Source organism: Sporosarcina sp. G11-34 (assembly GCF_026931025.1).
Genome location: NZ_JAHNZW010000009.1, coordinates 30,080 through 53,315, shown reverse-complemented (window position 1 = coordinate 53,315; position 23,236 = coordinate 30,080). Strand labels below are relative to the sequence as shown.

At 39.9% G+C, this 23,236-nt stretch carries 23 protein-coding genes, 2 pseudogenes and 2 riboswitches; of the genes and pseudogenes, 7 read left to right on the top strand and 18 right to left on the bottom strand.

The window, feature by feature from the left end; translation table 11 throughout:
* Positions 1 to 123: 123 nt before the first annotated feature.
* Positions 124 to 1,218 carry an iron-containing alcohol dehydrogenase family protein gene (locus KSU66_RS14100; protein ID WP_269052108.1) on the bottom strand — a complete coding sequence of 365 codons (1,095 nt, stop codon included), beginning with the start codon at positions 1,216 to 1,218 and terminating at the stop codon, positions 124 to 126.
* A 209-nt stretch (positions 1,219 to 1,427) separates the two neighbouring features.
* On the opposite strand from KSU66_RS14100, the gene KSU66_RS14095 reads away from it, so the two are divergent.
* Positions 1,428 to 2,597 (top strand): pyridoxal phosphate-dependent aminotransferase, encoded by a 1,170-nt coding sequence (locus KSU66_RS14095; RefSeq protein WP_269052107.1) that lies wholly within the window; start codon positions 1,428 to 1,430, stop codon positions 2,595 to 2,597.
* Positions 2,598 to 2,821: 224 nt separating this feature from the next.
* Here the strand turns inward: KSU66_RS14095 and KSU66_RS14090 are convergent, their stop codons facing one another.
* Positions 2,822 to 3,502, bottom strand: a complete 681-nt coding sequence (locus KSU66_RS14090) for a YetF domain-containing protein (RefSeq protein ID WP_269052106.1) — start codon at positions 3,500 to 3,502, stop codon at positions 2,822 to 2,824.
* 320 nt (positions 3,503 to 3,822) lie between these two features.
* Positions 3,823 to 3,923, top strand: a riboswitch (purine riboswitch).
* A 114-nt stretch (positions 3,924 to 4,037) separates the two neighbouring features.
* Here KSU66_RS14090 and KSU66_RS14085 point away from each other — a divergent pair.
* Both KSU66_RS14085 and KSU66_RS14080 read left to right on the top strand, forming a co-directional pair.
* A complete protein-coding gene (locus KSU66_RS14085; RefSeq protein WP_443028977.1) occupies positions 4,038 to 5,006 on the top strand; it encodes a nucleoside hydrolase in 969 nt (322 codons plus the stop codon).
* 108 nt (positions 5,007 to 5,114) lie between these two features.
* On the top strand, positions 5,115 to 6,329 hold the full coding sequence (locus KSU66_RS14080; protein WP_269052104.1) for a NupC/NupG family nucleoside CNT transporter: 1,215 nt from the start codon (positions 5,115 to 5,117) through the stop codon (positions 6,327 to 6,329).
* Positions 6,330 to 6,564: 235 nt separating this feature from the next.
* On the opposite strand, the gene KSU66_RS14075 is transcribed toward KSU66_RS14080, so the two are convergent.
* The 3 genes and pseudogenes from KSU66_RS14075 to KSU66_RS14065 all read right to left on the bottom strand — a co-directional run bounded on the left by KSU66_RS14075 (position 6,565) and on the right by KSU66_RS14065 (position 9,638).
* Positions 6,565 to 6,780, bottom strand: coding sequence for a hypothetical protein (locus KSU66_RS14075; protein WP_269052103.1), 216 nt, complete (start codon positions 6,778 to 6,780; stop codon positions 6,565 to 6,567).
* A gap of 222 nt (positions 6,781 to 7,002) precedes the next feature.
* Complete coding sequence (locus KSU66_RS14070; protein ID WP_269052102.1) at positions 7,003 to 8,958, bottom strand: aconitate hydratase; 1,956 nt, start codon at positions 8,956 to 8,958, stop codon at positions 7,003 to 7,005.
* Positions 8,959 to 9,209: 251 nt separating this feature from the next.
* A pseudogene (locus KSU66_RS14065) lies at positions 9,210 to 9,638 on the bottom strand (VOC family protein).
* Positions 9,639 to 9,755: 117 nt separating this feature from the next.
* Here KSU66_RS14065 and KSU66_RS14060 point away from each other — a divergent pair.
* A complete protein-coding gene (locus tag KSU66_RS14060) occupies positions 9,756 to 10,334 on the top strand; it encodes a uracil-DNA glycosylase (protein WP_269052101.1) in 579 nt (192 codons plus the stop codon).
* 113 nt (positions 10,335 to 10,447) lie between these two features.
* Here KSU66_RS14060 and KSU66_RS14055 read toward each other — a convergent pair whose 3' ends face one another.
* The 10 genes and pseudogenes from KSU66_RS14055 to KSU66_RS14010 all read right to left on the bottom strand — a co-directional run bounded on the left by KSU66_RS14055 (position 10,448) and on the right by KSU66_RS14010 (position 18,133).
* Complete coding sequence (locus KSU66_RS14055) at positions 10,448 to 10,888, bottom strand: hypothetical protein (protein WP_269052100.1); 441 nt, start codon at positions 10,886 to 10,888, stop codon at positions 10,448 to 10,450.
* Between the two features lie 11 nt (positions 10,889 to 10,899).
* The gene (locus KSU66_RS14050) at positions 10,900 to 11,253 is read right to left on the bottom strand and encodes an ASCH domain-containing protein (RefSeq protein WP_443028986.1); all 354 of its coding nucleotides are present in this window, start codon (positions 11,251 to 11,253) and stop codon (positions 10,900 to 10,902) included.
* A 128-nt stretch (positions 11,254 to 11,381) separates the two neighbouring features.
* Positions 11,382 to 11,846 carry a 6,7-dimethyl-8-ribityllumazine synthase gene (gene ribH, locus KSU66_RS14045; protein WP_269052098.1) on the bottom strand — a complete coding sequence of 155 codons (465 nt, stop codon included), beginning with the start codon at positions 11,844 to 11,846 and terminating at the stop codon, positions 11,382 to 11,384.
* Positions 11,847 to 11,858: 12 nt separating this feature from the next.
* Positions 11,859 to 13,052, bottom strand: coding sequence for a bifunctional 3,4-dihydroxy-2-butanone-4-phosphate synthase/GTP cyclohydrolase II (locus KSU66_RS14040; protein ID WP_329958826.1), 1,194 nt, complete (start codon positions 13,050 to 13,052; stop codon positions 11,859 to 11,861).
* Positions 13,053 to 13,066: 14 nt separating this feature from the next.
* Entirely contained in the window at positions 13,067 to 13,717 is a 651-nt protein-coding gene (gene ribE / locus KSU66_RS14035; RefSeq protein ID WP_269052096.1) for a riboflavin synthase, read from the bottom strand.
* Between the two features lie 6 nt (positions 13,718 to 13,723).
* Positions 13,724 to 13,975 (bottom strand): annotated as a pseudogene (locus KSU66_RS14030) (hypothetical protein); the annotation flags it as partial.
* Between the two features lie 86 nt (positions 13,976 to 14,061).
* A complete protein-coding gene (gene ribD, locus KSU66_RS14025; protein ID WP_269052094.1) occupies positions 14,062 to 14,805 on the bottom strand; it encodes a bifunctional diaminohydroxyphosphoribosylaminopyrimidine deaminase/5-amino-6-(5-phosphoribosylamino)uracil reductase RibD in 744 nt (247 codons plus the stop codon).
* Between the two features lie 60 nt (positions 14,806 to 14,865).
* Positions 14,866 to 15,012: riboswitch (FMN riboswitch) on the bottom strand.
* 97 nt (positions 15,013 to 15,109) lie between these two features.
* Positions 15,110 to 16,030: a glycine betaine ABC transporter substrate-binding protein gene (locus tag KSU66_RS14020; RefSeq protein ID WP_329958825.1), complete on the bottom strand. Its 921-nt coding sequence runs from the start codon at positions 16,028 to 16,030 to the stop codon at positions 15,110 to 15,112.
* Complete coding sequence (locus KSU66_RS14015) at positions 16,027 to 16,878, bottom strand: ABC transporter permease (protein ID WP_269052093.1); 852 nt, start codon at positions 16,876 to 16,878, stop codon at positions 16,027 to 16,029. The genes KSU66_RS14020 and KSU66_RS14015 overlap by 4 nt, the downstream gene beginning before the upstream one ends.
* Complete coding sequence (locus KSU66_RS14010; protein ID WP_269052092.1) at positions 16,871 to 18,133, bottom strand: quaternary amine ABC transporter ATP-binding protein; 1,263 nt, start codon at positions 18,131 to 18,133, stop codon at positions 16,871 to 16,873. Before KSU66_RS14010 ends, KSU66_RS14015 begins: the two co-directional genes overlap by 8 nt.
* A 218-nt stretch (positions 18,134 to 18,351) precedes the next feature.
* Between KSU66_RS14010 and KSU66_RS14005 the strand changes: the two genes are divergently transcribed.
* The 3 genes from KSU66_RS14005 to KSU66_RS13995 all read left to right on the top strand — a co-directional run bounded on the left by KSU66_RS14005 (position 18,352) and on the right by KSU66_RS13995 (position 21,003).
* Positions 18,352 to 18,885 (top strand): GbsR/MarR family transcriptional regulator, encoded by a 534-nt coding sequence (locus tag KSU66_RS14005; RefSeq protein WP_269052091.1) that lies wholly within the window; start codon positions 18,352 to 18,354, stop codon positions 18,883 to 18,885.
* 130 nt (positions 18,886 to 19,015) lie between these two features.
* Positions 19,016 to 19,513 carry a PH domain-containing protein gene (locus KSU66_RS14000; protein WP_269052090.1) on the top strand — a complete coding sequence of 166 codons (498 nt, stop codon included), beginning with the start codon at positions 19,016 to 19,018 and terminating at the stop codon, positions 19,511 to 19,513.
* The gene (locus KSU66_RS13995; RefSeq protein ID WP_269052089.1) at positions 19,510 to 21,003 is read left to right on the top strand and encodes a PH domain-containing protein; all 1,494 of its coding nucleotides are present in this window, start codon (positions 19,510 to 19,512) and stop codon (positions 21,001 to 21,003) included. Before KSU66_RS14000 ends, KSU66_RS13995 begins: the two co-directional genes overlap by 4 nt.
* 39 nt (positions 21,004 to 21,042) lie before the next feature.
* Here KSU66_RS13995 and KSU66_RS13990 read toward each other — a convergent pair whose 3' ends face one another.
* The 3 genes from KSU66_RS13990 to KSU66_RS13980 all read right to left on the bottom strand — a co-directional run bounded on the left by KSU66_RS13990 (position 21,043) and on the right by KSU66_RS13980 (position 23,236).
* Positions 21,043 to 21,561: a hypothetical protein gene (locus KSU66_RS13990; RefSeq protein ID WP_269052088.1), complete on the bottom strand. Its 519-nt coding sequence runs from the start codon at positions 21,559 to 21,561 to the stop codon at positions 21,043 to 21,045.
* Positions 21,562 to 21,564: 3 nt separating this feature from the next.
* Positions 21,565 to 22,014, bottom strand: coding sequence for an OsmC family protein (locus tag KSU66_RS13985; RefSeq protein ID WP_269052087.1), 450 nt, complete (start codon positions 22,012 to 22,014; stop codon positions 21,565 to 21,567).
* Positions 22,015 to 22,102: 88 nt separating this feature from the next.
* The gene (locus KSU66_RS13980) at positions 22,103 to 23,236 is read right to left on the bottom strand and encodes a bifunctional cystathionine gamma-lyase/homocysteine desulfhydrase (protein WP_269052086.1); all 1,134 of its coding nucleotides are present in this window, start codon (positions 23,234 to 23,236) and stop codon (positions 22,103 to 22,105) included.

Here is a 23,236-nt window from a genome sequence, read left to right as displayed (position 1 = left end):
TGCAACATTTTGTGCGCGTGGTGACTTTACAGTAAATACATATCCACCACCGATTCCCCCCATTCCTTATTCTTTAGAACTAAAAAACCACCTATGAAAATTAATTCATAGATGGTTTATAGTTTAAGTTAATAAAATATGTTGTTTTTCCAACGTTAAAATCGCTTTTGCAACCTCACTTGCTGTAATGCCTTCTTGCCGCATTACGTGAATTGATTCGCCTGCCTGTGTGGCCTTTTCCGCAATTTGAAACGCGACTTCTTCTGTAATATTTTCAATACCTAAATCAGCAAGACTTGTCGGTAGACCAAGCTTTTCATAGAATTCAGTAACAATTTTCATTTCAGCTAATTTATCTTCCAACAACAACTGAACTAAAATCCCGTAAGCCACTTTATCCCCATGCAGTTTTGTATGCGTTTCTTCTATGACCGTCATCCCATTATGAATTGAATGCGCACCAGCAATTCGGCCATACGCATCGCCGTAACCACCTACCATTCCACCCAAAACAATTACAGCTTCTACGACTTTTATAAAGCTCGCATTTCCAATTTCTTCATGTACCGCTTCGATTGCACGCTCACTGTGTGTCAAAAGTACTTCTTTACACTGTTGCGCCGCAAAATACGCAATATCGACCGGAACAGATCTTTCTTCAAGTTGCCCAATTTGTACGTCAGCTTCATACCACTTGGCTAAAGTATCGCCAATACCAGCAATGAACAAGTCCAGTGGCGCTTCAATTATGATTCTTGGTTCAATTAAAAGCAACTCAATCCCTGTCGGATATATATCATAGTGAGTCATGATCCCTTCCTCAGTATAAATAACGCTGAGCGGCGTCCACGGTGCGCAGTTCGATGCAAGCGTCGGAATGATGACCGATTTCTTACGACTTTCATCACTTGATGCCTTTACAATATCAATTACTTTTCCACCACCAACAGCGACAATGGCATCTACCTCTAAGTTCGTAGCCAATTTGGAAATTCGGGTAATTTCTTCTGGTGAACACTCACCGTTGTAAAATTCAATTGACGCATCTACTTCTGTTAATGCCGGGAAATAAGGACTTGCTGCTTCCCATGAGTTTTCTCCAGTTACAATCAGGATTCGCTTAATCCCACTATGTACGAGCTTTTCTTCGAGTTCATCAAGCACCCCTTCTTTGCACTGATATTGATTTGGGGCCCCTCTTACAATGACATTTTCCATTCAAATTCTCCTCTTTCTAAAATTAATATATCGACAATCTTTTGATAATGTTTCATTATGTAGTTATTAACTAAATAGTAGTAGGTACGTTTTCGGCTGTCAATCTTTACCGGAACACGTTTTCTTTTGTCAAAACAACTAGACTTATTGCACAATAGGTTATATGGTTTACTATGTCTATCAAAACTATTTTGAAACGAGGTAATCGAATGAAGCTCTCAAACCGATTAAAATATTTACCACCGCACTTTTTCGCATCACTTGTTAAAAACGTTGAATCTGCCGTTGCTGAAGGTAGAGATGTCATTAACTTGGGGCGGGGTAATCCCGATCAACCAACACCTCCGCATATCGTTAAAGCTCTCCAGGAGGCAGTTGAGGATCCAGCCACACATGGCTACGCACCTTTTAGGGGCACTACTGAATTAAAACAAGCCGCCGCAGACTTTTATAAACGTGAATACAATGTTGAGATTGACCCTGAAACCGAAGTAGCGATTTTATTTGGCACAAAAACAGGATTGGTTGAATTACCACTCGCAATTATGAATGAAGGCGAATTACTATTACTACCAGACCCAGGATACCCTGACTATTTATCAGGCGTAAGCCTTGCTGATATAAAATATGACACGATGCCATTACTTGCGGAAAATGATTTTTTACCCGATTATAATGCGCTATCAGATGAACAAATCAAGCAAGCTAAATTAATGTATTTGAACTACCCTAGTAATCCTACAAGCGCTACTGCCAGTCTACCATTTTTCGAAGAAACTGTAGCGTTTGCTAAAAATAACGATATTGCAATTATGCACGACTTTGCCTATGGCGGTATTGGTTTTGATGGCCAAAAACCAATTAGCTTTTTACAAGCCGATGGTGCAAAAGACGTTGGTATTGAAATGTACACGATGTCAAAAACATATAACATGGCTGGATGGCGAATCGGTTTTGCGCTCGGAAACGCTGATATTATTGAGGCCATCAATTTACTGCAAGATCATTTATTTATCAATCCGTTCCCAGCAGTTCAACGCGCCGCCGCTGCTGCCTTATCGGGTAGCCAAGACTGTGTAGATAATCTCATCTCTCTTTACGAAGGTCGTCGAGATGTCTTTATAGCCGAATGCAATCGTATTGGTTGGCACGTCGTTGCTCCGACCGCTTCTTTCTTCGCATGGCTACCTGTTCCAGAAGGATATACAAGTGAATCTTTCACCAACTTACTACTCGACAAGGCTGATATCGCTGTTGCACCTGGACATGCTTTTGGTGAAGCGGGAGAAGGTTATATACGCGTTGGGCTTTTAGACGAAGAGGACCGCCTAAAAGAGGCTGTCGCACGCATAGAAAAACTTGGGATTTTCCAAGCATAATCGTCAAATCAAAAAAGGTAAAGCCACAACATACATGTGCCCGTTCAGTTCACAGATACAAAATTAAACACGAAAAAGACCGCTAATTCGCTTATATGAATTAGTGGTCTTTTAAATGCTTATTCATCAACGTTTAAACGAAAACAAAAAAGAAAACGATTTTATTCGCTCCACCTTCAAAATATAATCCATTGTCCATCAAAAACGAACGAACATTGCACCATTTAATTCTTAAAAGTTTGTACAAAAAGACCGTCTCCTTGAAGCCATTCGGCTATAAAAACATCTTGGTAGTCAGTAATATTTTGAGTATTTAATTGTGATTTTAACCAAGATTCATTAAAACCCAAATCAATAAGTTCATCCCATAAAACTTCACCATCTCTTATTAAAGTGACTGGAACAAAAACTTCTTTTGAAGGCATATTGAAATCTTCCTGAGTAGTTTTTTGGTACTTAGATTTCTTTAAAATACTAATCGACCCGTTCGCCTCTAAATAGCAATAGGCGACCTCACGAATAGAAAAGGTTTCACTTTGTCGAAGTAGACTTTGTAACTGATTAATATTCAGCCTATTTTTCTTTAACGATTCTCGATCTACGATTCCATTTTTAATAAGTGTCGAAGGTTTCCCTTCGGCCACGCCCCTAAACGCAAGGAATTTTTGACTTAGATATTCAAAAGTAAAAAGTAACCCACCCCATACTGCCATCGCGTAAACAATATAAAATACGCCTATTTTCTCATCATATAAAGCATTTCCTAATAGTTCGCCTAATACTATAGCCGCAATAAAGGTAAAAGGGGAAATTTGATTAATGATTTTTTTTCCTACAAACTTAATTATGAGGAAAAGGAAAACAAATCCAACTATAAGTTCAATTGTTAAGTTCGTGACGCCCATTTTTCACAACACCCCATCCATCTTTAATCTACCCTAGTTGTTGCTTTAATATAATCTTCAATTAACCCTGTTAGCTATCCATGTCGGCCTAAACAATTCTGACAATCCACCACTTTGTATAATAAATCAATACCCCATCGACAAAACGTTATTCAATCTATAACAATTATCATGTTTTATACAGTCTAAGTGTATGTTTAAATGAGGTTTCATAAGGGTATTTAAAAGAGGTATACTACTTAAATAATCGCAATAAAACAACATATTCCTTCCCCGTTGACTTACTTTTATTCACATGCTATTTTATTTAAGTCGAACAAATTGAATAGTTATTTCTTAAATGTATATGCTTAGAATTAGGGTCTAAGCGTTTCTACCTGGTAACCGAAAAAACCGGACTACATGAAGAATGAATGGAATAATTTAGTGTTTTTCACTAAATATATTACGCTATTTCTAAATGTAAAAGGAACCTGGGTATAGAATATACCCAGGTTCCTTTTTTATTTCCAACAAAAAGTTCTTACAGAAAAGGATGCGAAGTAGCATGACAAAAAAACCAATTTATTTTAATCACGATGGTGGGGTCGATGATCTTATTTCATTGTTTCTACTATTAAAAATGGACAATATCGAATTGACTGGTGTTTCCGTTATTCCAGCAGATTGTTATTTAGAACCAGCAGTATTTGCAAGCCGTAAAATTATCGATCGTTTCGGAAACGGCGGCCTCGATGTAGCGGAGTCAACTTCACGAGGGAAAAATCCATTTCCAAAAGATTGGCGTATGCATGCTTTCTTAGTAGATGCGTTACCGATTTTAAACGAATCCGGTGAAATTATTACGCCAGTAGCAGAAAAACCAGCACACCTTCATATGATTGATGCTATTCGCAGTAGAGAAGAAAAAACAACTTTATTGTTCACTGGACCTCTGTCTGATCTTGCACGCGCATTAGATATAGCGCCAGATATTGAAGAGAAAATTGAAAAACTCATTTGGATGGGTGGTACATTTAGAGAAGCCGGAAATGTTCACGAACCTGAACATGATGGAACAGCTGAATGGAACGTATTCTGGGACCCAGAAGCTGCAGGTCGCGTATGGGAAACCAATATAGAAATCGATCTCGTTGCGCTTGAAAGCACTAACCAAGTTCCACTAACAATAGATGTACGTGAACGTTGGGCAAAAGAGCGTCAGTATATCGGTGTAGATTTCCTCGGTCAATGTTATGCAATGGTACCGCCACTTGTACATTTCACAACAAACTCAACCTACTTCTTATGGGACGTATTAACGACGGCTACAATCGGCAAAAGCGATCTTGTAAAAGTAGAAACAGTTAATAGCATTGTCATTACAGACGGACCAAGCCAAGGACGTACAGTTGAAACACCTGATGGTAGACCAGTAAATCTTGTGTATGATGTGGATCGTGATGCTTTCTTCGATTACATGACAGATTTGGCTAAACGAGTACCTGGTGAAAATTCTCAATAATTATGTTGCGTTGATTAAATCAAGAGGGAGCTTAGCCTCCCTTTTAATTTTCACTTTAATGATATCAATTTGTGCAGTTATTTTATTTACAAGGACTGGAGAGGTACTATGCAATATGTTACGGGAATTATAGGTATTATCGGAATTTTAGCCATTGCATTTACATTATCAACCGCACGTAAATCGATTAATCCAAGAACTGTTTTCGGAGCTTTAGCAATCCAACTTATTTTTGCATTTATCGTGTTGAAATGGGAATTTGGTAGAACAATCATCCAGTACCTTTCGGGAGTTGTTCAAAAAGTCATTGACTCTTCCAATGCTGGCATTCAATTTTTATTCGGAGGTCTTCTAAACGTTGAAGGTGTGGGTTTCACTTTTGCATTTCAAGTATTACCAATCATTATTTTCTTCGCATCATTAATTTCCATTCTTTATTATCTTGGAATCATGCAGTTTGCTACAAGGGTCATCGGTGGACTTTTAGCTAAAGCACTTAAAACAAGTAATACAGAATCCATGTCAGCTGCCGCAAATATTTTCCTCGGTCCAACTGAAGCACCATTAGTTGTCAAACCATATATTGAGAAAATGACAAAATCCGAATTATTTGCCGTCATGGTTGGTGGAATGGCCTGTGTATCCGGTGCTGTTTTAGGCGGATATGCGACGCTTGGCGTTCCGTTAAATTATTTGTTAGCTGCAGCGTTTATGGGTGCTCCAGCGGGATTATTATTTGCAAAAATAATTGTTCCACAAACCGAGAATATAGATTTCCAAAATAGTGTTGTTATGGTGAAAGATGAAGAATCAAGAAACATCGTCGACGCGGCATCACGCGGAGCGATGGATGGACTGAAAATAGCAGTAGGAGTAGGAACGTTATTACTAGCGTTTATATCGCTTATCTTCTTAATGAATACGATTATCGGATCAGTTGGTGGAGTCTTCGGATTTGAATCTTTATCGTTAGAACAGATACTAGGTTACCTATTCTTCCCACTTGCTGTTCTCATGGGTATACCTTGGGATGAAGCACTGCAAGCAGCCTCGTTCATTGGACAAAAAATTGTACTTAACGAATTTGTTGCCTACATTTCATTTACCGATGTCATCGCAACCCTATCCCCTAAAAGTGTAGCGATGATTACGTTTGCACTTTGCGGATTTGCAAACATTGCAGCTATGGCGATGCTAATCGGTGGATTAGGAGCAATGGCACCGTCAAGAAGACAAGATATTGCTGAGCTTGGATTCCGCGCTATTGTCGCCGCTACTTTAGCGAATCTGATGAGTGCAGCGATTGCAGGTATGTTGGTTTAGAGAACAGGCAATCAATAATTATCCATCCCCTACTCAACTTTTTGAGTAGGGGATTTTCTTTCACCAATGTTATTGAAGTGCAATAAAAGCACCCATTCGGCATTTTTTTATTGAATAATAGATATTTAGAATTCAATTTTGTTTATAAACATAATTTCTAATGCCATAAAAAAATGACCCTATTAAGGTCCATTTGTGTTACTAATTATTTAACAATCGCACCCGTTGGTTGAAATTAAGAATCAAAGTTAGAATACATTCTTGCAGATGATGAAGGAGAAAATCTTATACTATATTCTGTACCAAGTTCTTTTTTCGCTTCTGCTGTAAGTAATTGCCCAATTTTATTATGCTCATCTTCCATTTGAACTCCATTAAGAAGTAACACATCTTTCTCCCAATCCATCCAATCTTCGTATGTCTGTGCCCACTCAGTAAGTTTTGCTTTCAAACTCTCAGAAATAGGAACTTCTTCAATTTCACTATACTAGACACATGCAAATAAACCTTTAAAAATAACTAGCACCCTAAGTACGATGCTAGTTAATATACTTATTCAATTTCAATTGGATTTTCACCCCAACTTTTCCACCACTCAACTGAACGGGTTAAATATACATGCGACTTCACCTGTTTTAATCTAACAACCGATTATTTTCATCGACAACAGCCTTTAATTCACAGGTTGCTGCTGGTCTCTAACCCAGTTGATCATGCCGCCTTTTAAAACAACGTCAACTTGACGGTCTGTAAGTGCATGTTGAACCTTAATAGAATCATTCGTACCTTGTACACTTATTTCAAATTCGTTAACTTCTTTAATTTTTCTTCTCAAATTCGCAAACTCAAGAATAGCACCTTCTTGTAACTTATCGTAATCCTCAACATTGATAAACGTAATTGGTAGAATTCCAAAGTTAACAAGATTTTGCCAATGAATTCGTGCAAAGTCTTTTACAAGTGCAACACGTAATCCAAGGTATCTTGGTGCAAGTGCTGCATGTTCACGGCTAGATCCTTGACCGTAATTGGTGCCTGCAACAATCGCATGGCCACCTTGTGCGACACTCTTCATGCCACGATCATAATAAGTCTTGTCAATAATTTCAAATGCAAACTTACTAATTTCAGGTAGATTACTCCGATACGGAAGAACCCGTGATCCGCCGGCTAATATTTCGTCTGTTGAGATGTTATCTCCCATTTTCAATAGGATTGGCACTTGCAGATGATCAGGCATTTCGTCCATAACAGGGATTGATGCGATATTTGGTCCTTTTTGAATGACGACTCTCCTCGCTTCTTCAGCTGGAAGTGGTGCATCCAATAAGTTTAAATCGATTGTAGGATTTTTTATTTCCTTCACTCGCGGCGCTTTTGGTCCAAGTGTTCTTGGATCTGTTATCACGCCAGTTAATACTGACGCTGCAGCTGTCTCTGTACCACTTAGGAATACACTATCTTCGATTGTTCCTGAACGTCCAGGGAAGTTTCGAGGCGTAGTTCGTAAGCTATTTCGACCTGTCGCAGGCGCTTGGCCCATACCGATGCAGCCGTTACACCCAGCTTGATGCAATCGTCCGCCAGCTTGGATAAAACTTGCGATATGTCCTTCTTGTAATAAATCCGTTAACATTTGACGCGAAGTTGGATTAATATCAAAAGACACCCCCTCCGCAATTTGTTTCCCTTTCACAATTTCTGCAGCAATTGCAAAGTCATGATAACCTGGATTTGCCGATGAACCAATATACGATTGATAAATTGGCGTCCCCGCAATTTCTGAAACCGGTACGACATTACCCGGACTTGTTGGTTTCGCAACGAGCGGCACAACTTCTGATAAGTTGATTTCTTCATTAACATCATACGTTGCACCTTTATCTGCTTTTAATTCGGTCCAATCATTTACTCGCCCTTGTTCTTTTAAATAGCGTTTAATTTCCCCATCAGCTGGAAATACCGTACTTGTTGCGCCTAACTCAGCACCCATATTTGCAATGACATGACGGTCCATAGCACTTAAGTTTTTAAGGCCCGGTCCATAATATTCGATAACTCTTCCGACTCCGCCTGTAACATCATGCCTACGTAGCAGTTCTAATATAACGTCTTTTGCGCTTACCCACTCTTGAAGCTCACCCGTTAACTTAATGCCCCATACTTCAGGCATGCGTAAATAAAACGGTTCGCCCGCAATCGCTAAAGCGACATCAAGTCCGCCCGCGCCCATGGCTAGCATCCCCATACTGCCATTTGCACACGTATGACTATCGGATCCAAGAAGTGTTTTCCCTGGCTTCGCCAAGCGTTGCATATGAACAGGATGGCTCACACCATTACCTGGTTTACTATAATATAATCCGAATCTCTGGGATGCACTTTGTAAAAACAGATGGTCGTCCGCATTTTTACTGTCAGTTTGGACGAGGTTATGGTCTACGTACTGCGCCGATGCTTCTGTTTTCGCAACATCTAATCCCATCGCTTCAAGTTCCAACATCACCATTGTTCCAGTGGCATCTTGTGTTAGCGTTTGGTCAATTTTTAATGCAATTTCTGACCCAGGAATCATTCCACCGAATACAAGATGATTTCCAATTAACTTTTGTGTACAATTTAATGGCAAATAAATTCCTCCTGATAAAGTATTGGTAATCTTTCACATGACAGAGCCCCACTATTTTAAACGCACTTACTAATTACGCGTTTTTTATCTCCCTCTTCAACTTACTTCTATAGTACTCATAATATTCCGAACTACCTTAAGCCTATAATTTTTGCTCCACTACTTCTAACTAACGCAGTAGTAATAAAAATGAACATAAAAAAAGAACATGGGATTTTCCAATAGAAAATTCCACGTTCTTTATATATTAATTATTTATCCGTTTTCAAATCTTCATGACTTAGTTGCCACTCAATTCCAAACTTGTCCGTTAGGCTACCACAGCATTTACTCCAAAAAGTTTCTTGAAGATCCACACCTACAGTACCGCCTTCTTTTAATTTGCTAAATACAGATTTTATTTTATCAACATCATCACTAACTACCGTAAGTCTTATGTTATTCCCTTGAACAAATGGCCAGCCTGGAAATACATCCGAAAACATGACATTGCTTCCACTAATATTTAAACGCGTGTGCATAACCAAATCCTTTGCATCTTCTGGAAGCGCATATTCCGGATTTGGCAACGCATCCCCCAAAGTCAATATTTCGGGTTTTTACGTTTCGAAAACATGCGCATAAAACCCGACAGCATTAAGACAATTTCCATTAAAATTCAAATAAACATTAATAGCCATTTACTTCACTCCCTACTTAATGCTTTCTTACACTATATAATTCAGCTTTAATAAATCATATATTCAGTTTAAATGGAAACAATAAGAATGCCTAATAAATTCAGGGAGATGATGACCATGCTCAATTTTTGTACAGACATTTGGCCCGAGGATCTGACACCAGAGGATGTTAAAGATTGTAAGGAATGTGGACTATATAAACATGGAACACCGATGGTATGGGGCGAAGGCTGTTCCGAAGCGCCAATTATGATTATTCTAGATAATCCCGGCGCTCGTGAGGACCGAGAAGGGAATCCATTTGTTTGTGGAACGCGGCAAACCTTACATCAAACGACCCATGATGTAGGCTTAAAAATGGCCGATTTGTACGTCACTTTTATCCTAAAAAGAAAACCTGTGCGCGCTTATGAAAAAGAGCAAGTACGCGAAATCTGTATGAACCATTTACATAAACAGATTGCGACAAAAAAACCTTCCCTCATCGTTTGCCTAGGAAATGTAGCCGTCCAATCCTATTTTCAAAATCCCGATGTTGATGTGAAGTCCTTGCGCGGCTCATGGCACGAAGTTGGGGGAATCCAGACAGCCGTCGCTTACCACCCCCTTGCAATTCGCCGTCGTCCAAACCTACAATCTTTATTCTTAGAGGATTGGAAGTTTATAGCTGATCATTATCATAATTTAAAACACTAATATTTATTTCGTTCAAAAAATCATTATTAGTTTATATTCCAGGAATGCAAAAAAAGATGTGCATTATTAAAATGCACATCTTTTACTATGTAAGATTATTTTCAACATGGGCGTTACCAAAAATTCGGTTTGAGAACCATAAGCCAAAGCATAATTAGCATAAGACCAATGTATATCCATGAGGTCTTGTTCAATCGATTCAGCATCTTACGTTTACTCGTCCCCGGACTATTAAAGACACGGAGAACCCTTGTAAAACCAGTTGCTAGGAAAACCGCTGACACACCCATTACGATTACGGTCATCACAACCCAAGACGTATACCACGGCCAAGGGCCAACTAATAGTAAAATAATTCCTGAGATGACCAGAACATGACCTGCATGCATAACAAGCCGAATGATAACGTTGATTACAGACAAGTATGCCCCTTCAATGTCTCTTCCAACGCCACGCAACCGCTTAATGATCGGCATTAATATAAATAATGGACCAATTGACAGCATTGCACTGACGACATGTATAAAAACCATCGTACCATAGAAATCTGGCATCATTTAGATAATCATTTCTGGGCCAGGCTAAACTCGTGTACCCACACACTCATTGTCGGTAACCATGGCATATTGGGATGTATTGATAAAATCGATTGTTTATATTCCTCTAAAGTATCGAATCCTTCTTGCTTCGCGTGCTCATCGGTCATTTCTCCAAGTGTTTGTTTGTATAGTGCATCTACTCTAACTTCTTGTCCTTCAATTACCACAACTTCTCCCGGATAAGCGTATACTCCGTTTCTTCGTGTTGAAGTTTTCTCACTCTTTAACACCTTTGCAACATCTTCTTTAATCGTAACTAGACGTTCAATTGAACACGTTTTCTCTGGATATTCTGCATTTGTTTGGTTGTTCATTATTATCCCTCACTTCAAATATTTGCTCTACTTCCTATTATAACTATCTTTAACTGTTTTCGCTAGAACTCCGATTTATTTAGAATAAAAAAAAGAGACTACACACGCCAATATTTCGTGTGTAGCCCTGATAATTAAAACTGCTTTAATAAATTCGCCATTTCAATTGCCGCTGCGCCTGCATCCCAGCCTTTGTTTCCAGCTTTCGTACCCGCACGCTCAATTGCCTGTTCGATTGTGTCCGTTGTAAGAACACCGAAAATAACGGGTATGCCTTCTTGCATATTAATCGCTGAAACACCCTTGGCCACTTCACTACATACATAGTCGAAATGGGGTGTAGCCCCTCGAATGACAGTTCCAAGCGTAATCACAGCATCATATTTCCCCGAAGCCGCCATCTTCTTTGCAACGAGCGGAATTTCATAAGCTCCTGGTACCCAAGCAATTTCGACATTAGTTGCACTAACACCGTGGCGTCGTAATGCATCTTCTGCACCGCTCAATAACTTACCAGTAATAAATTCATTAAATCTTGCTACTACAATTCCTATTTTCAAATCCGTTCCAACTAAATGTCCTTCATAAACCTTGCTCATTTAATTTCCCCCTCAACTGTGCAATAAATGCCCCAGTTTATTTTTCTTTGTGTCCATATAGGTTTTATTTTCAACTTTTACGGGCATTTCAATTTGAATTCTTTCAGTTACTTCCAAACCGTATCCTGCTAATCCTGCAATTTTACGCGGATTATTTGTCAGAAGGTGAATAGAACTTAACCCAAGGTCCCGTAAAATCTGTGCACCAATCCCATAATCACGTAGATCATCCGCAAACCCTAGTTTTTCATTTGCTTCAACTGTGTCGTATCCTTCTTCCTGTAACTTGTAAGCTTTCATTTTATTAACAAGACCTATGCCGCGTCCTTCTTGACGCATATACAGAAGGACGCCTGTTCCGGCTTCTTCAATTTGAGCGAGTGCGGCCTGTAGCTGCGGACCACAATCACAGCGGCTCGAACTGAAAACATCGCCCGTTAAACATTCTGAATGCACACGAACTAATACGTTTTCAGCACCTTCAATTTCACCTTTTACTAAAGCGATATGTTCTTGTCCTGTTAACTTTTCTACATAGGTGACTGCCTTGAATAGACCAAAATCAGTCGGTAGCTGAACATCGACGATTCGCTGAACTATTTTATCATTTTGTCGACGATAAGCAATTAGTTCTTCGATCGTTAAAATGACGAGGTCAAATCTTTCCGCAATTTCCTTTAGCTGACTACCTCTAGCCATCGTTCCATCGTCATTCATAATTTCACATATAACGCCGACTGGTTCCGCTCCTGCAAGCATAGCAAGGTCGACAGCAGCCTCTGTATGCCCTGTACGTTTCAAAACACCACCGGCCTTCGCTATTAACGGGAATATATGGCCAGGTCTAATAAAATCAGTTGCTTCCGCATCGTTCCCAAGCATTTTTAATACAGTTTCTGAGCGTTCAAATGCAGAAATCCCCGTATGAGCATCCGCATGATCAATGCTAATTGTGAAAGCTGTACCAAAGGAATCTGTATTATCATCTGTCATTAATTTCAAATCTAACTGGGCTGCTTTTTGCTCGTCAATCGGTACGCAAATAAGTCCGCGTCCTTCTGTCGCCATGAAATTGATCACTTCTGGGGTTGCAAATTCACCAAGGGCGACAAAATCGCCTTCATTTTCACGGTCCTCGTCATCTACGACGATAATTACTTTTCCCTTTTTTAGTTCTTCTATCGCTTTTCCCGCTGTTGTGTACAAACCCATTCGCCTCCTCAGTCTAGGAACCCGCTTGCGGCTAGTGTATCCATAGATAGCCCGCCCATCGGATTCACTTTCTCCGTTGTTAATAGCCGTTCGATATATTTCGCGAGCATATCGCATTCTACATTTACTTTGTCGCCAGTTCGTTTACGACCGATGACCGAATCGTCTTGTGTCACGGGAATTAATGAAATCGTAAACCCATAATCTGTTACACCAAACACTGTAAGCGATGTCCCGTCTACTGTGACGGACCCCTTTAGGATGAAGTACTTAAGTAGTTCAGGCGCAATCTTTATATCCATATAAATCGCATTTTCTTTTTGTTGAACTGAAATAATTTCACCTGTACCATCGACATGGCCACTGACAAAATGACCACCAAAACGACCATTCGCAGCCATTGCTCGCTCTAAGTTAACTGTACTGCCTGAACGGAGCGCATGAAGTGTTGTCGCTTTAACAGTTTCTGGCATAACATCTGCAGTAAAATGACGGGCTGAAAAGTCAGCTACAGTGAGACAAACACCATTAACCGAAATGCTGTCCCCCTTACTCACATCACTAAGCACTTTTGTACAGCTAATCGCAAGTTGTAGCGAAGTTGCACCTTGCGTAACGGCCGAAACTGTCCCAATTTCTTCTACAATTCCTGTAAACAAAATGTGTCATTCCTCCTTGAGAAACTTTACGTAAAGTCGAATATACTCTCCGATTTTATGTACATCGATGAATCTAAGCAATTCGCTTTCTGCCATTAAGTGCCTTGTTTCGTCCATAAATAAAGAAGTTAGCTTGTCTATCAGCTGTGGCGCCATGAATAAATAAAGCTCATCTGCAAGTTTTGCATTGATGAAACTTGTTTGAACACAACGACCGTTCTCGACAATTAACGTCAAAATCCCTTTATTCGCAAGACGTGTTAAATGTTCTTCTTAAAAATCTACTTCTCCAGAAATCAACTTTACTATAACAAGTGGATAAGCTAAAAAAGCCGGTTCTATTATCATAGAATCGCGTGTAAAAATGATTGGTTCCACAGCTCCATCAATAATGACAGCTGCTGTTTAAGGCGCCCTGAGATGCCTGTCTTACTAATTCGTATTGGATTCTTTCCACCATGGGGCAATCGGGTGGTGAGGAAAGGATTATCATGAAGCACGGTTTGTACGCTGACCAAAATAGCATCGTGGGTATGGCGGAGGTGATGGACATCGATTCTTAATGCTGTCGATGTAATCCATTTGCTGTCCCCAGTTTGCGTTGATAGACTACCGTTATGAGTTGCGGCAGCTTTCAAGGTAACGTATGGTTTCCCGTGTTTGACAGTTTGAAAAAATGCTCGACTTAACTGCTCTGCCTCTTCTTGTAATATACCGGTGATTATTTCTGTTCCGGCAACTTTTAGAAGTTCAATTCCCTTCCCGTTAACGGAAGGAAACCGATCGATGGACGAGATGATTACACGGCGGATTTCACTTGAAATAATTAATACTGTGCAATGATTGGTTTCTCTTTTATGCACACATGGTTCAAGTGTTACGTAAAGGTCAGCACCCTTAGTTTCCGTTCCCGCCGTTCTCAGTGCATGCACTTCAGCATGGGCTGTCCTAGCCTTTAAGTGCGCACCTGTCCTGATAATTCGACCTTCTTTTACACAAATAGCGCCGACAAAAGGATTTGGTGAAGTTTGACCTTCTTCGCTACGTGCAAGATTGAGAGAGAGTTTCATATCGTTTTTAGGTTCCATAAAAATTCTCCCTTTTCATATAAGAAAAGGGCAGAGCCTACAAGCATAGCACGTCTATCCAAACAACTTCTCCCATCCAGACTTTAACTGTCGGTGCTAGATTTACACTAGCTCCACCGCCTTCCTAAAAGGAAGGGCGGGTCACGGACTTACGAGCCATGCTCGATCACCGTCGGTAAGGAGTTTCACCTTGCCCCGAAGAGTTTGTATTCAACGTACTCTGTTAAACTTACCACACTTAAAAATTATAATCAAAAAAAGACGCAGTCCATTAAAACGGAACTGCGTCTTTCCACATACTCTATTATTCTTTCAAGTCTTCAATCGAGTCAATGTCCATATAACTTGGAACGACTAAACCGATTTTAACACCTGTCATATTAGTTCCTAAATCTTCGATATCACCTTCAAATTTATCAACATACGTTTTGTGTGTAATTGGTAACCACGCAGCAAGTGATGCGTCTGCACTGCCATCAGCAATTGCTGTAAATAATGGACCTGCTTCAACTTGTACCAATGTAACCTTATAACCAACTTGCTCAAGAACAAGCTTCATAACATTATGGCTCGCAATTTCACTATCCCATGCAACATATGCTAGTTTGATTTCGTCGCCATCTACTTCAGCTACACCATCAGTCCACTCTGCAACTTTATCTTCATTTGCATCAACCCAAGTTTGCGCTGCAACTTCTTCTTTTTCACCGTCTTGAATAGCAATCATTACTTCACCCATATCATCTTCAGACCAGTTGAAGTTAGATAAAATCGTGTGTGCTTCTGGTAAATCATCTGCTAATCCTACACGTCCAATTGTATGGATTTCTTCTTCTCCACCATACGAACCCTTTGGATCTTCAAGGTATTTCAAATCAAATTTTGCGAATTTCCAGTGTGGTGTCCAACCAGTAACGATAATCGGTTCTTCATTTTCATATGCTTTTTTCAAAGATGCTGTCATCGCTGCACCAGAACCTGTTGTAACTGACCATTCATCTAACTCGTAATCTACAATAGCTCGATCAGTCGCTTCCATAATCCCTGCGCCTGGATCGACTCCTGTAATTTTGTAGTCAAGTGCCTCACCAACCGCTTCTTTAGTTGGTGTATCTGGTGTATCTACAGCACCTTCGTCTTTCTCATTATCGCTACCACATGCAGCAAGTCCTACAGCTAGTAAAGCTACTGCGCCAAGACCTAATACTTTTTTCTTAATACTCATTTTGTTTTTCCTCCTTGTTTTCTAGCTCCGGCATGTTGTGTAATTCTGTCCAAGATAATCGCTACGATTACGATGGCTACACCTGTTTCAACGCCGACACCTGTTTTCAATTGTGTTACTGCTCTGTAAACTTCTGCACCTAGTCCTGGTGCACCTACCATTGAAGCTATTACAACCATTGACAATGACAGCATAATACTTTGGTTGACACCTGCCATAATCGTTGGTTTCGCAAGCGGTATTTGAATTTTGCTTAACCGCTGCCAAGTTGTTGACCCAAATGCTTCTGTCGCTTCAATTAAGTCTTCAGGTACTTGTTGAATCCCTAACATTGTTAGTCGAATTGTTGGCGGCATTGAGAAAATAACCGATGCAACAACCCCTGGAACAACTCCAATATTGAAGAAGAATATTGCTGGAATCAAGTAGACGAATGCTGGCATTGTCTGCATGAGATCCAATATCGGGTTAATAACTTTTCTTGCTGCTGCTTGTTGTGAAGCCCAAATCCCAATCGGAACGCCTATTGCTATGGCGAAAACAACTGAGGTCAGTACAAGTGCAAGCATTTGTAACATTGGATACCAATAGCCTAAATAATCAATGAAGAGGAACCCGACCAATGTGAAAATCCCGATATTTCTACTAGATATCCACCATGCAAGCAAGGCAAAAATAATTGCAAGCAATATTGAAGGAATGACCGCCATGCCATTTACAGATCCTTCAACAATTGTTTCTAGTAATACTGCAATTCCATCAAAAACTGTACTAAACGTAGTAACAAGCCAATCTACACCATTATCAATCCAATCAGCAAATGGAATTCGAGGTAAAAGTTTATCCATCTATCTTCACCTCCGAAGTCATTTCATCCATAGAATCGACAATCCCATTTTCGTTAATAAACTGATTATTACCAGCTAGTGCACCAATGAGCGCCCCGCGGATAATAATCCCTTGCAGTCGATTTTTTACATCCACGACTGCAACTGGTATTGTTGCAGTTGAAACCATATCAAACAAATCCGTAAGTATACTATCTTCTGGAATTGTAAGCACATCAGTAATAAGTACATCTTCTAGCTTCAGATTTTTTTCAGTTGCAGTAACTGCATCTTGGGCTTTAACGGCTCCAAGCAAGCGGCCACGTTTATCCACAACATAAATAGATGAAATACGAAGCGTCTTCATAAGTCTAAGCGCAACTCTAGGACCACGGTCAATTTGCACCGTATCGGCTCTCTTCATAATGTGTGCTGCTGTTAACACTTTAGATAAGTCGACGTCTTCAACAAACTTTTCAACATATTCATTGGACGGATTCATTAGTATTTCTTCCGGGGTACCAATTTGAACGATTTCCCCGTCCTTCATTAACGCGATTCTGTCGCCAATTCTTAATGCTTCATCTAAATCATGCGTTATAAAGATAATTGTTTTTCTCATATCATCATGTAACTGTAGTAACTCATCTTGCATATCTTTTCTAATAAGTGGGTCAAGTGCGCTAAATGCTTCATCCATTAACAATATATCTGGATCATTAGCAAGTGCTCTTGCTAATCCCACACGCTGTTGCATTCCACCACTCAATTGCGATGGTAACTGATCTTCATACCCTGCAAGTCCAACTAACTTTAAGGACTCCACTGCTTTTGCCTGTCGCTCTTCTTTAGGAATGCCTTGAATCTCTAAGCCGTATTCCGTATTGGAGAGGATACTCTTATGAGGGAACAGTGCGAAGTTTTGAAAAACCATCCCAATCTTCTTGCGGCGAACTTCTCGAAGTTGCTCCTTGTTCATGCGAACGATGTCTTCACCATCAAGCAAAATATGGCCAGACGTTGGGTCTATTAATCTATTCAGTAGTCTAACGAGCGTCGACTTACCACTTCCAGATAACCCCATTATTACAAATATTTCACCATCATATACGTCAAATGATGCGTTCTTTACACCGACTGTCGCGCCGGTAGCTTTTAGTACTTCTTCTTTCGACTTACCTTCTCCAAGCAGTTGTGCCGCTCGTTTAGTGTTTCTACCGAAAATTTTCGAAGCATCTTTCACTTCGATCTTTTTCTTGGTAACTTGTTCAGTCATACTTACACTCCCTACAATCTCTAAATTTCCGAATGTCTATTAGTATAGCTGTAATCTATTTGCAATACAACAGTTTCCCCTAATTTCATTGGATATACAGTTTAAACTGTACGAACTTTGATTTGTAAAAGTTGCTTTTCTAAAATAAATGTACTACGCTATAGTAAATTAAGTAGTTTAAGCTTGCATAAAGCCCTTAGCTACAAGGAGTTGCGTAAATGAAAGGAAACGAAAGACTGGAAATTGCTCGTAAACGAATCGTTGAATCCATAGCTCAGAACATACACTTGTACGGCCTTCCAACTTCTGCCGGAAGACAATATGGTGTGATGTTTTTCCAAGACCGTCCGTTAACACTAGATGACATGTCAGAAAAACTTGGCATGAGTAAAACGAGTATGAGTACATCCGTAAGGGCATTGTCTGAATCAAAGTTAGTAGAGCGTGTGTGGGAACGCGGCGTTCGAAAAGATTTGTATAAAGCGAAGGATGATTGGTATCAAAACTTCATTGATATGTTTTCTATTAGATGGAGAAAATCTGTCACAACACATTCTAGTGCTATCAGAAGGTCAATCAGGGAGATAGAGCAGCTAATCTCTGAGGACATCTTAAGTGAGGAGCTTTTAGATGAAGCAAAATCCGATTTGGAAAAGCTCATTTACATTCGTGATTATTATGAGTGGCTAGATCGCCTCATCGACGCTTTTGAGAATCATGATATCTTTGATTTGGTTCCCATTAAGAAATAATCCAGCGATATTCCAATTAAATCTGCAGACAAAAAAACCAGTTATCCTTGATGACTGGTTTTTTTGAAACTTTATAATAAATTTAACGTATACCCAGTATGCTATTAATTGATTCCTAGGAGTGGTTTATATGTATTCGCAAATTCCCTCACCAGAAGGTCGATTGTCAAAAAGCGCGGTAAAAGTTTGGATAATCACGGAAACAGTGGGCCATCTTGTTTTCGTAATCATCCTTACCGTTTTATTCTATCTTGACAGTCACTTCTCTTGGAAAGAATGGATTGGCTGGATTCTAATCGGTATCACTAGCCTAACAATCCTATCCGCCATATGGTCTATTTTCATGAAACCCTTCTTTCTTTATAAAAACTGGCGTTATCATGCAGACGAAGAATTTTTACAACTAAAGTCTGGTGCATTTAATGAAGAACACCAACTTGTCCCAATGACAAAAATACAAGCCGTCTCTACAAACCAAGGACCTTTTCTTAGAAAATACGAACTGTATTCGTTATCTATTGAGACAATGGGCTCCTCACATGTAATTCCCGCCCTACCCGAAGATGTAGCGATTGAATTAAGAAACCGCATTGCGCATTTCGCAAAAATTAAGGAAGTGGAGGAATGAATCAGACGAAACGATACAATCCCCTCATCATCATTTTTGATTTGTGGAGTCTAATTAAGAACTCTTTCTTCTTCGTCTTATTTCTTTTTGTACTCAGATACGGATCCGACTCAACATTTATCAAATATGGTAGAATCGCTTTCTTCATCTTTTTTGGACTTACTATTATATCAATCATTTTGAAATGGTTTACACACAAGTACAAACTAGATGATGTTTCATTCCATATTTATAAGGGCCTTTTTAACAAATCTGAGCAAACTATTCCATTTTCCAAAATTCAAAACGTACAGCGAAGAACTTCCCTACTTCATCGACTATTAGGCGTTACTTCAATTACCTTTGAAACGGGTATTAGTCAAGCCGATACTTCCGTGAAATTCGAAGTGCTATCACGAAATGAAGCAGATCAAATAGAAGAATGGGCGTCCAATTCTACATATTTACAAACCGACGACGTTGAGATAATAACTGCTGAAGAAGATCAAGTAGCACCGAGCTTGGAACGCACCATTCATTTTACACCTACAAAAAAAGATGACTTAAAAGCATCATTCACTTCTCTCAGTTTCTTAGTCCTTATCCCAATACTTCTATCTATTTACTTTAAAGTAACAGAAATATTTAAAGTAGAGGACAAAGTCGAAGGCATTTTTTCTTCCTTAATGAGCACTTGGTGGATTGTTGCGCTTATCGTTATCGTACTCGTTCTGGCCTCTGTCTTAATAGGTATCGTAAGAACATTTATGAGATATGGAAAATATGAAATCTCTTCTGACGATTCCAGAGTTTACATTGCGAAAGGCGTTTTAGATGAATCTACTTTTTCGATTTTAAAAAATCGAGTCCAAGCAATTGAAATCATTCAATCACCCATGAAACGGATGCTTGGTCTTGCCGAAGTTAAATTGATTAGTGCCGGTGGGGTAAGCTTTGGTGAGGAGGCCTTAGAAACAAATTCACTCTATCCATTCCTTCCGGTGAAACGTGCATATGAAATGATTCAGGAAGTTTTACCTACTTATGAAGTAATCGATACCATGACTCGCCTCCCAAGAACATCATTTTGGATTAGAATAATGAAGCCTAGTTGGTTTTGGATCATTGTGACCGTTACACTGTTTTATTTTAAACCACCGATTTTCAACATCGATCAAGCTTGGTGGATGGTATCAGCAGGTTTATTGCTTCTCATTGCTACTTCGAGAATACTTGAGTATTTCAACACACGTTACATTTTGAACGGGGAATTCATCCAATTTAAAACAGGTAGTTTTGAAACCTCGGTATTCATTTCTAAGCGTACGAAGATAGTTGAAGTCAAAGTTTCCCGCAGTAAGTTCCAACAACTGCTCGGACTCGCTTCAATTGGAACCATTAACCACGCGAAACCATTCCATCATGCGAGCGTTGAGAACATTCCTGTTGAAATGGCGGACGCTTTTTATACTTGGTATGCGGGCCGGGTCGATCAAATTGAACTAGAGTAAAAAGCTTACGTACACTTCTAACAAGTGTACGTAAGCTTTTTACAATCCATAATAGTTCGGGTTTTCTAGCACGTGAAAACCAGTATCATCATTTAGTAATTCTAACATCGGGTCATCCCGGTAAATCCGAATACATTCACGGTCTCCAATGTGTAAATCTTCATCTGATTTAATTTCTGAAATATGAACTTTGCGAACTGTTTTAAAGTCTTCATTCTCATAACTGTTCAATGAAATATAATAAACAACCTCAGGGCTATCTTCCAATGCTTTCATTAAGTAGTTAAAAACCAGTTTTGAGATTTTCTTTGCATATGAATTATTTCGATTATACCCTTCATCTATAGGTAAATAATTTGAGGTACGGCAGGTTTGATAGCGAAGTTTCACATGTTTTGAATAGCTGAAACGCTTTCCCGTCTCTTCGTCGATATTCTCCTCAAAGTACAATCCTGTAAAATCGAGTGCCGTTTCGTAGGTATTCCTCTTAATTGGATTGTCCCCCATTGGCTCCACCGAAAGCGGTGCGTGGGAGGCGAAATAAGCATAATGGGTCACCACTCATTCCCCCTTGGTAATCATTGTTTCCAACTCTACTTCAACATTCCCCCGAATAGCTCGGCTTATCATACAAGTCGTTTCTGCTTTTTCAGCGAGTCTTTGCGCGAGCGCCTCGTCTTTTTTCGTTGCTTCACTAGCCAATACAATATGTGGTTTATGAATAATTCTCTTATATGTAATCACGCCTTTTGTCACATCAACAATGCCTACCGAATCCATCGTCAGTGCTTCCTTCACTAACCCACTTCGTTCCATCATCGCCGCCAACGTTATGATATAACAAGTTGCAGCCGCCCCCAATAACATCTCATCCGGATTCGTTCCAACACCAGGTCCGTCCATCTCTGGTGGTATTGAAATTTTCGTTCTCAAATTACCAGCATCAATCGTTCCTACATCATTCCGCAATCCAGGCCAATCTGCTTTCAAATGAAAATAATGTTCTGCCATCATAATCCCCCCAAAAATAGTCTATATGAAAATTATAGCAAACAATGAAAAAAGCTACCCACATTATAGTGAATAGCACCTTCCACCGTTATCCCAACGCTTGCGCCAAATCTTCCAACAAGTCTTCTACGTCTTCGATGCCGACAGAGATACGTACAAGACCACCTGTGATGCCAAGCTCCAATCTACGTTCTCCTGGAATCGAAGCATGTGTCATTCTTGCAGGAATGGAAATCAAGCTCTCTACAGCACCTAAACTTTCAGCAAGTGTAAAGTATCGTAACTTCGCAAGCAGTTCATCCGCTTTTTGTTCACTTCCAACATCAAACGAAATCATACCGCCAAACCCTGACGCCTGTTTTTTCATTAATTCATAACCTAGATGAGTTTCAAGCCCTGGGTAATATACATTGCCAACGGCCTTATGCCCGACTAGGAACTTCGCGATTTTCTGTGCATTTATATTATGTTCTTCCATGCGAAGTCCGAGTGTTTTTACTCCCCGAATGAGTAACCAAGAATCTTGCGGCCCAAGTATAGCCCCGACAGAGTTTTGGATGAAGTGCAGTTCTTCCGCTAACTCTTCTGTGGCCACCACGACAAGCCCCGCGACTACGTCACTGTGTCCGCCAATGTATTTCGTTGCACTATGCAGAACAATATCTGCCCCTTGCGCAATAGGTTGCTGGAAATAAGGTGTCATAAACGTATTATCGACAATCGTTAGCAAGCCTTTTTTCTTTGCCAGCTTAGCAACAGCTTCAATGTCTGTCACTTTAAGCAATGGGTTCGTTGGCGATTCTAAAAATATTGCTTTCGTGTTGTCCTCAATCGCCGCTTCTACTTCCGAAATATTACTTGAATCGACGAATGTCGACGAAATACCAAAGCGACTCAATACTTTCGTCATGACACGATAGGTCCCTCCGTACACGTCATCAGTTAACACGACATGATCGCCTTTTCCAAATAACATCATAACCGAACTAATCGCAGCCATTCCAGAACCAAAAGCAAAACCTGCTTGACCACCTTCTAAATCGCTAATTAATACTTCCAATGCATGCCGTGTTGGATTGCCTGTCCGTGAATATTCATAGCCGTTAAACTTCCCGACGGCTTGTTGCTTATACGTACTCACTTGATAAATTGGTGTCGACACCGCACCCGTTGTGGCGTCCCCTACAATCCCGCCGTGAATTAACTTCGTCTTTGCTCGCAT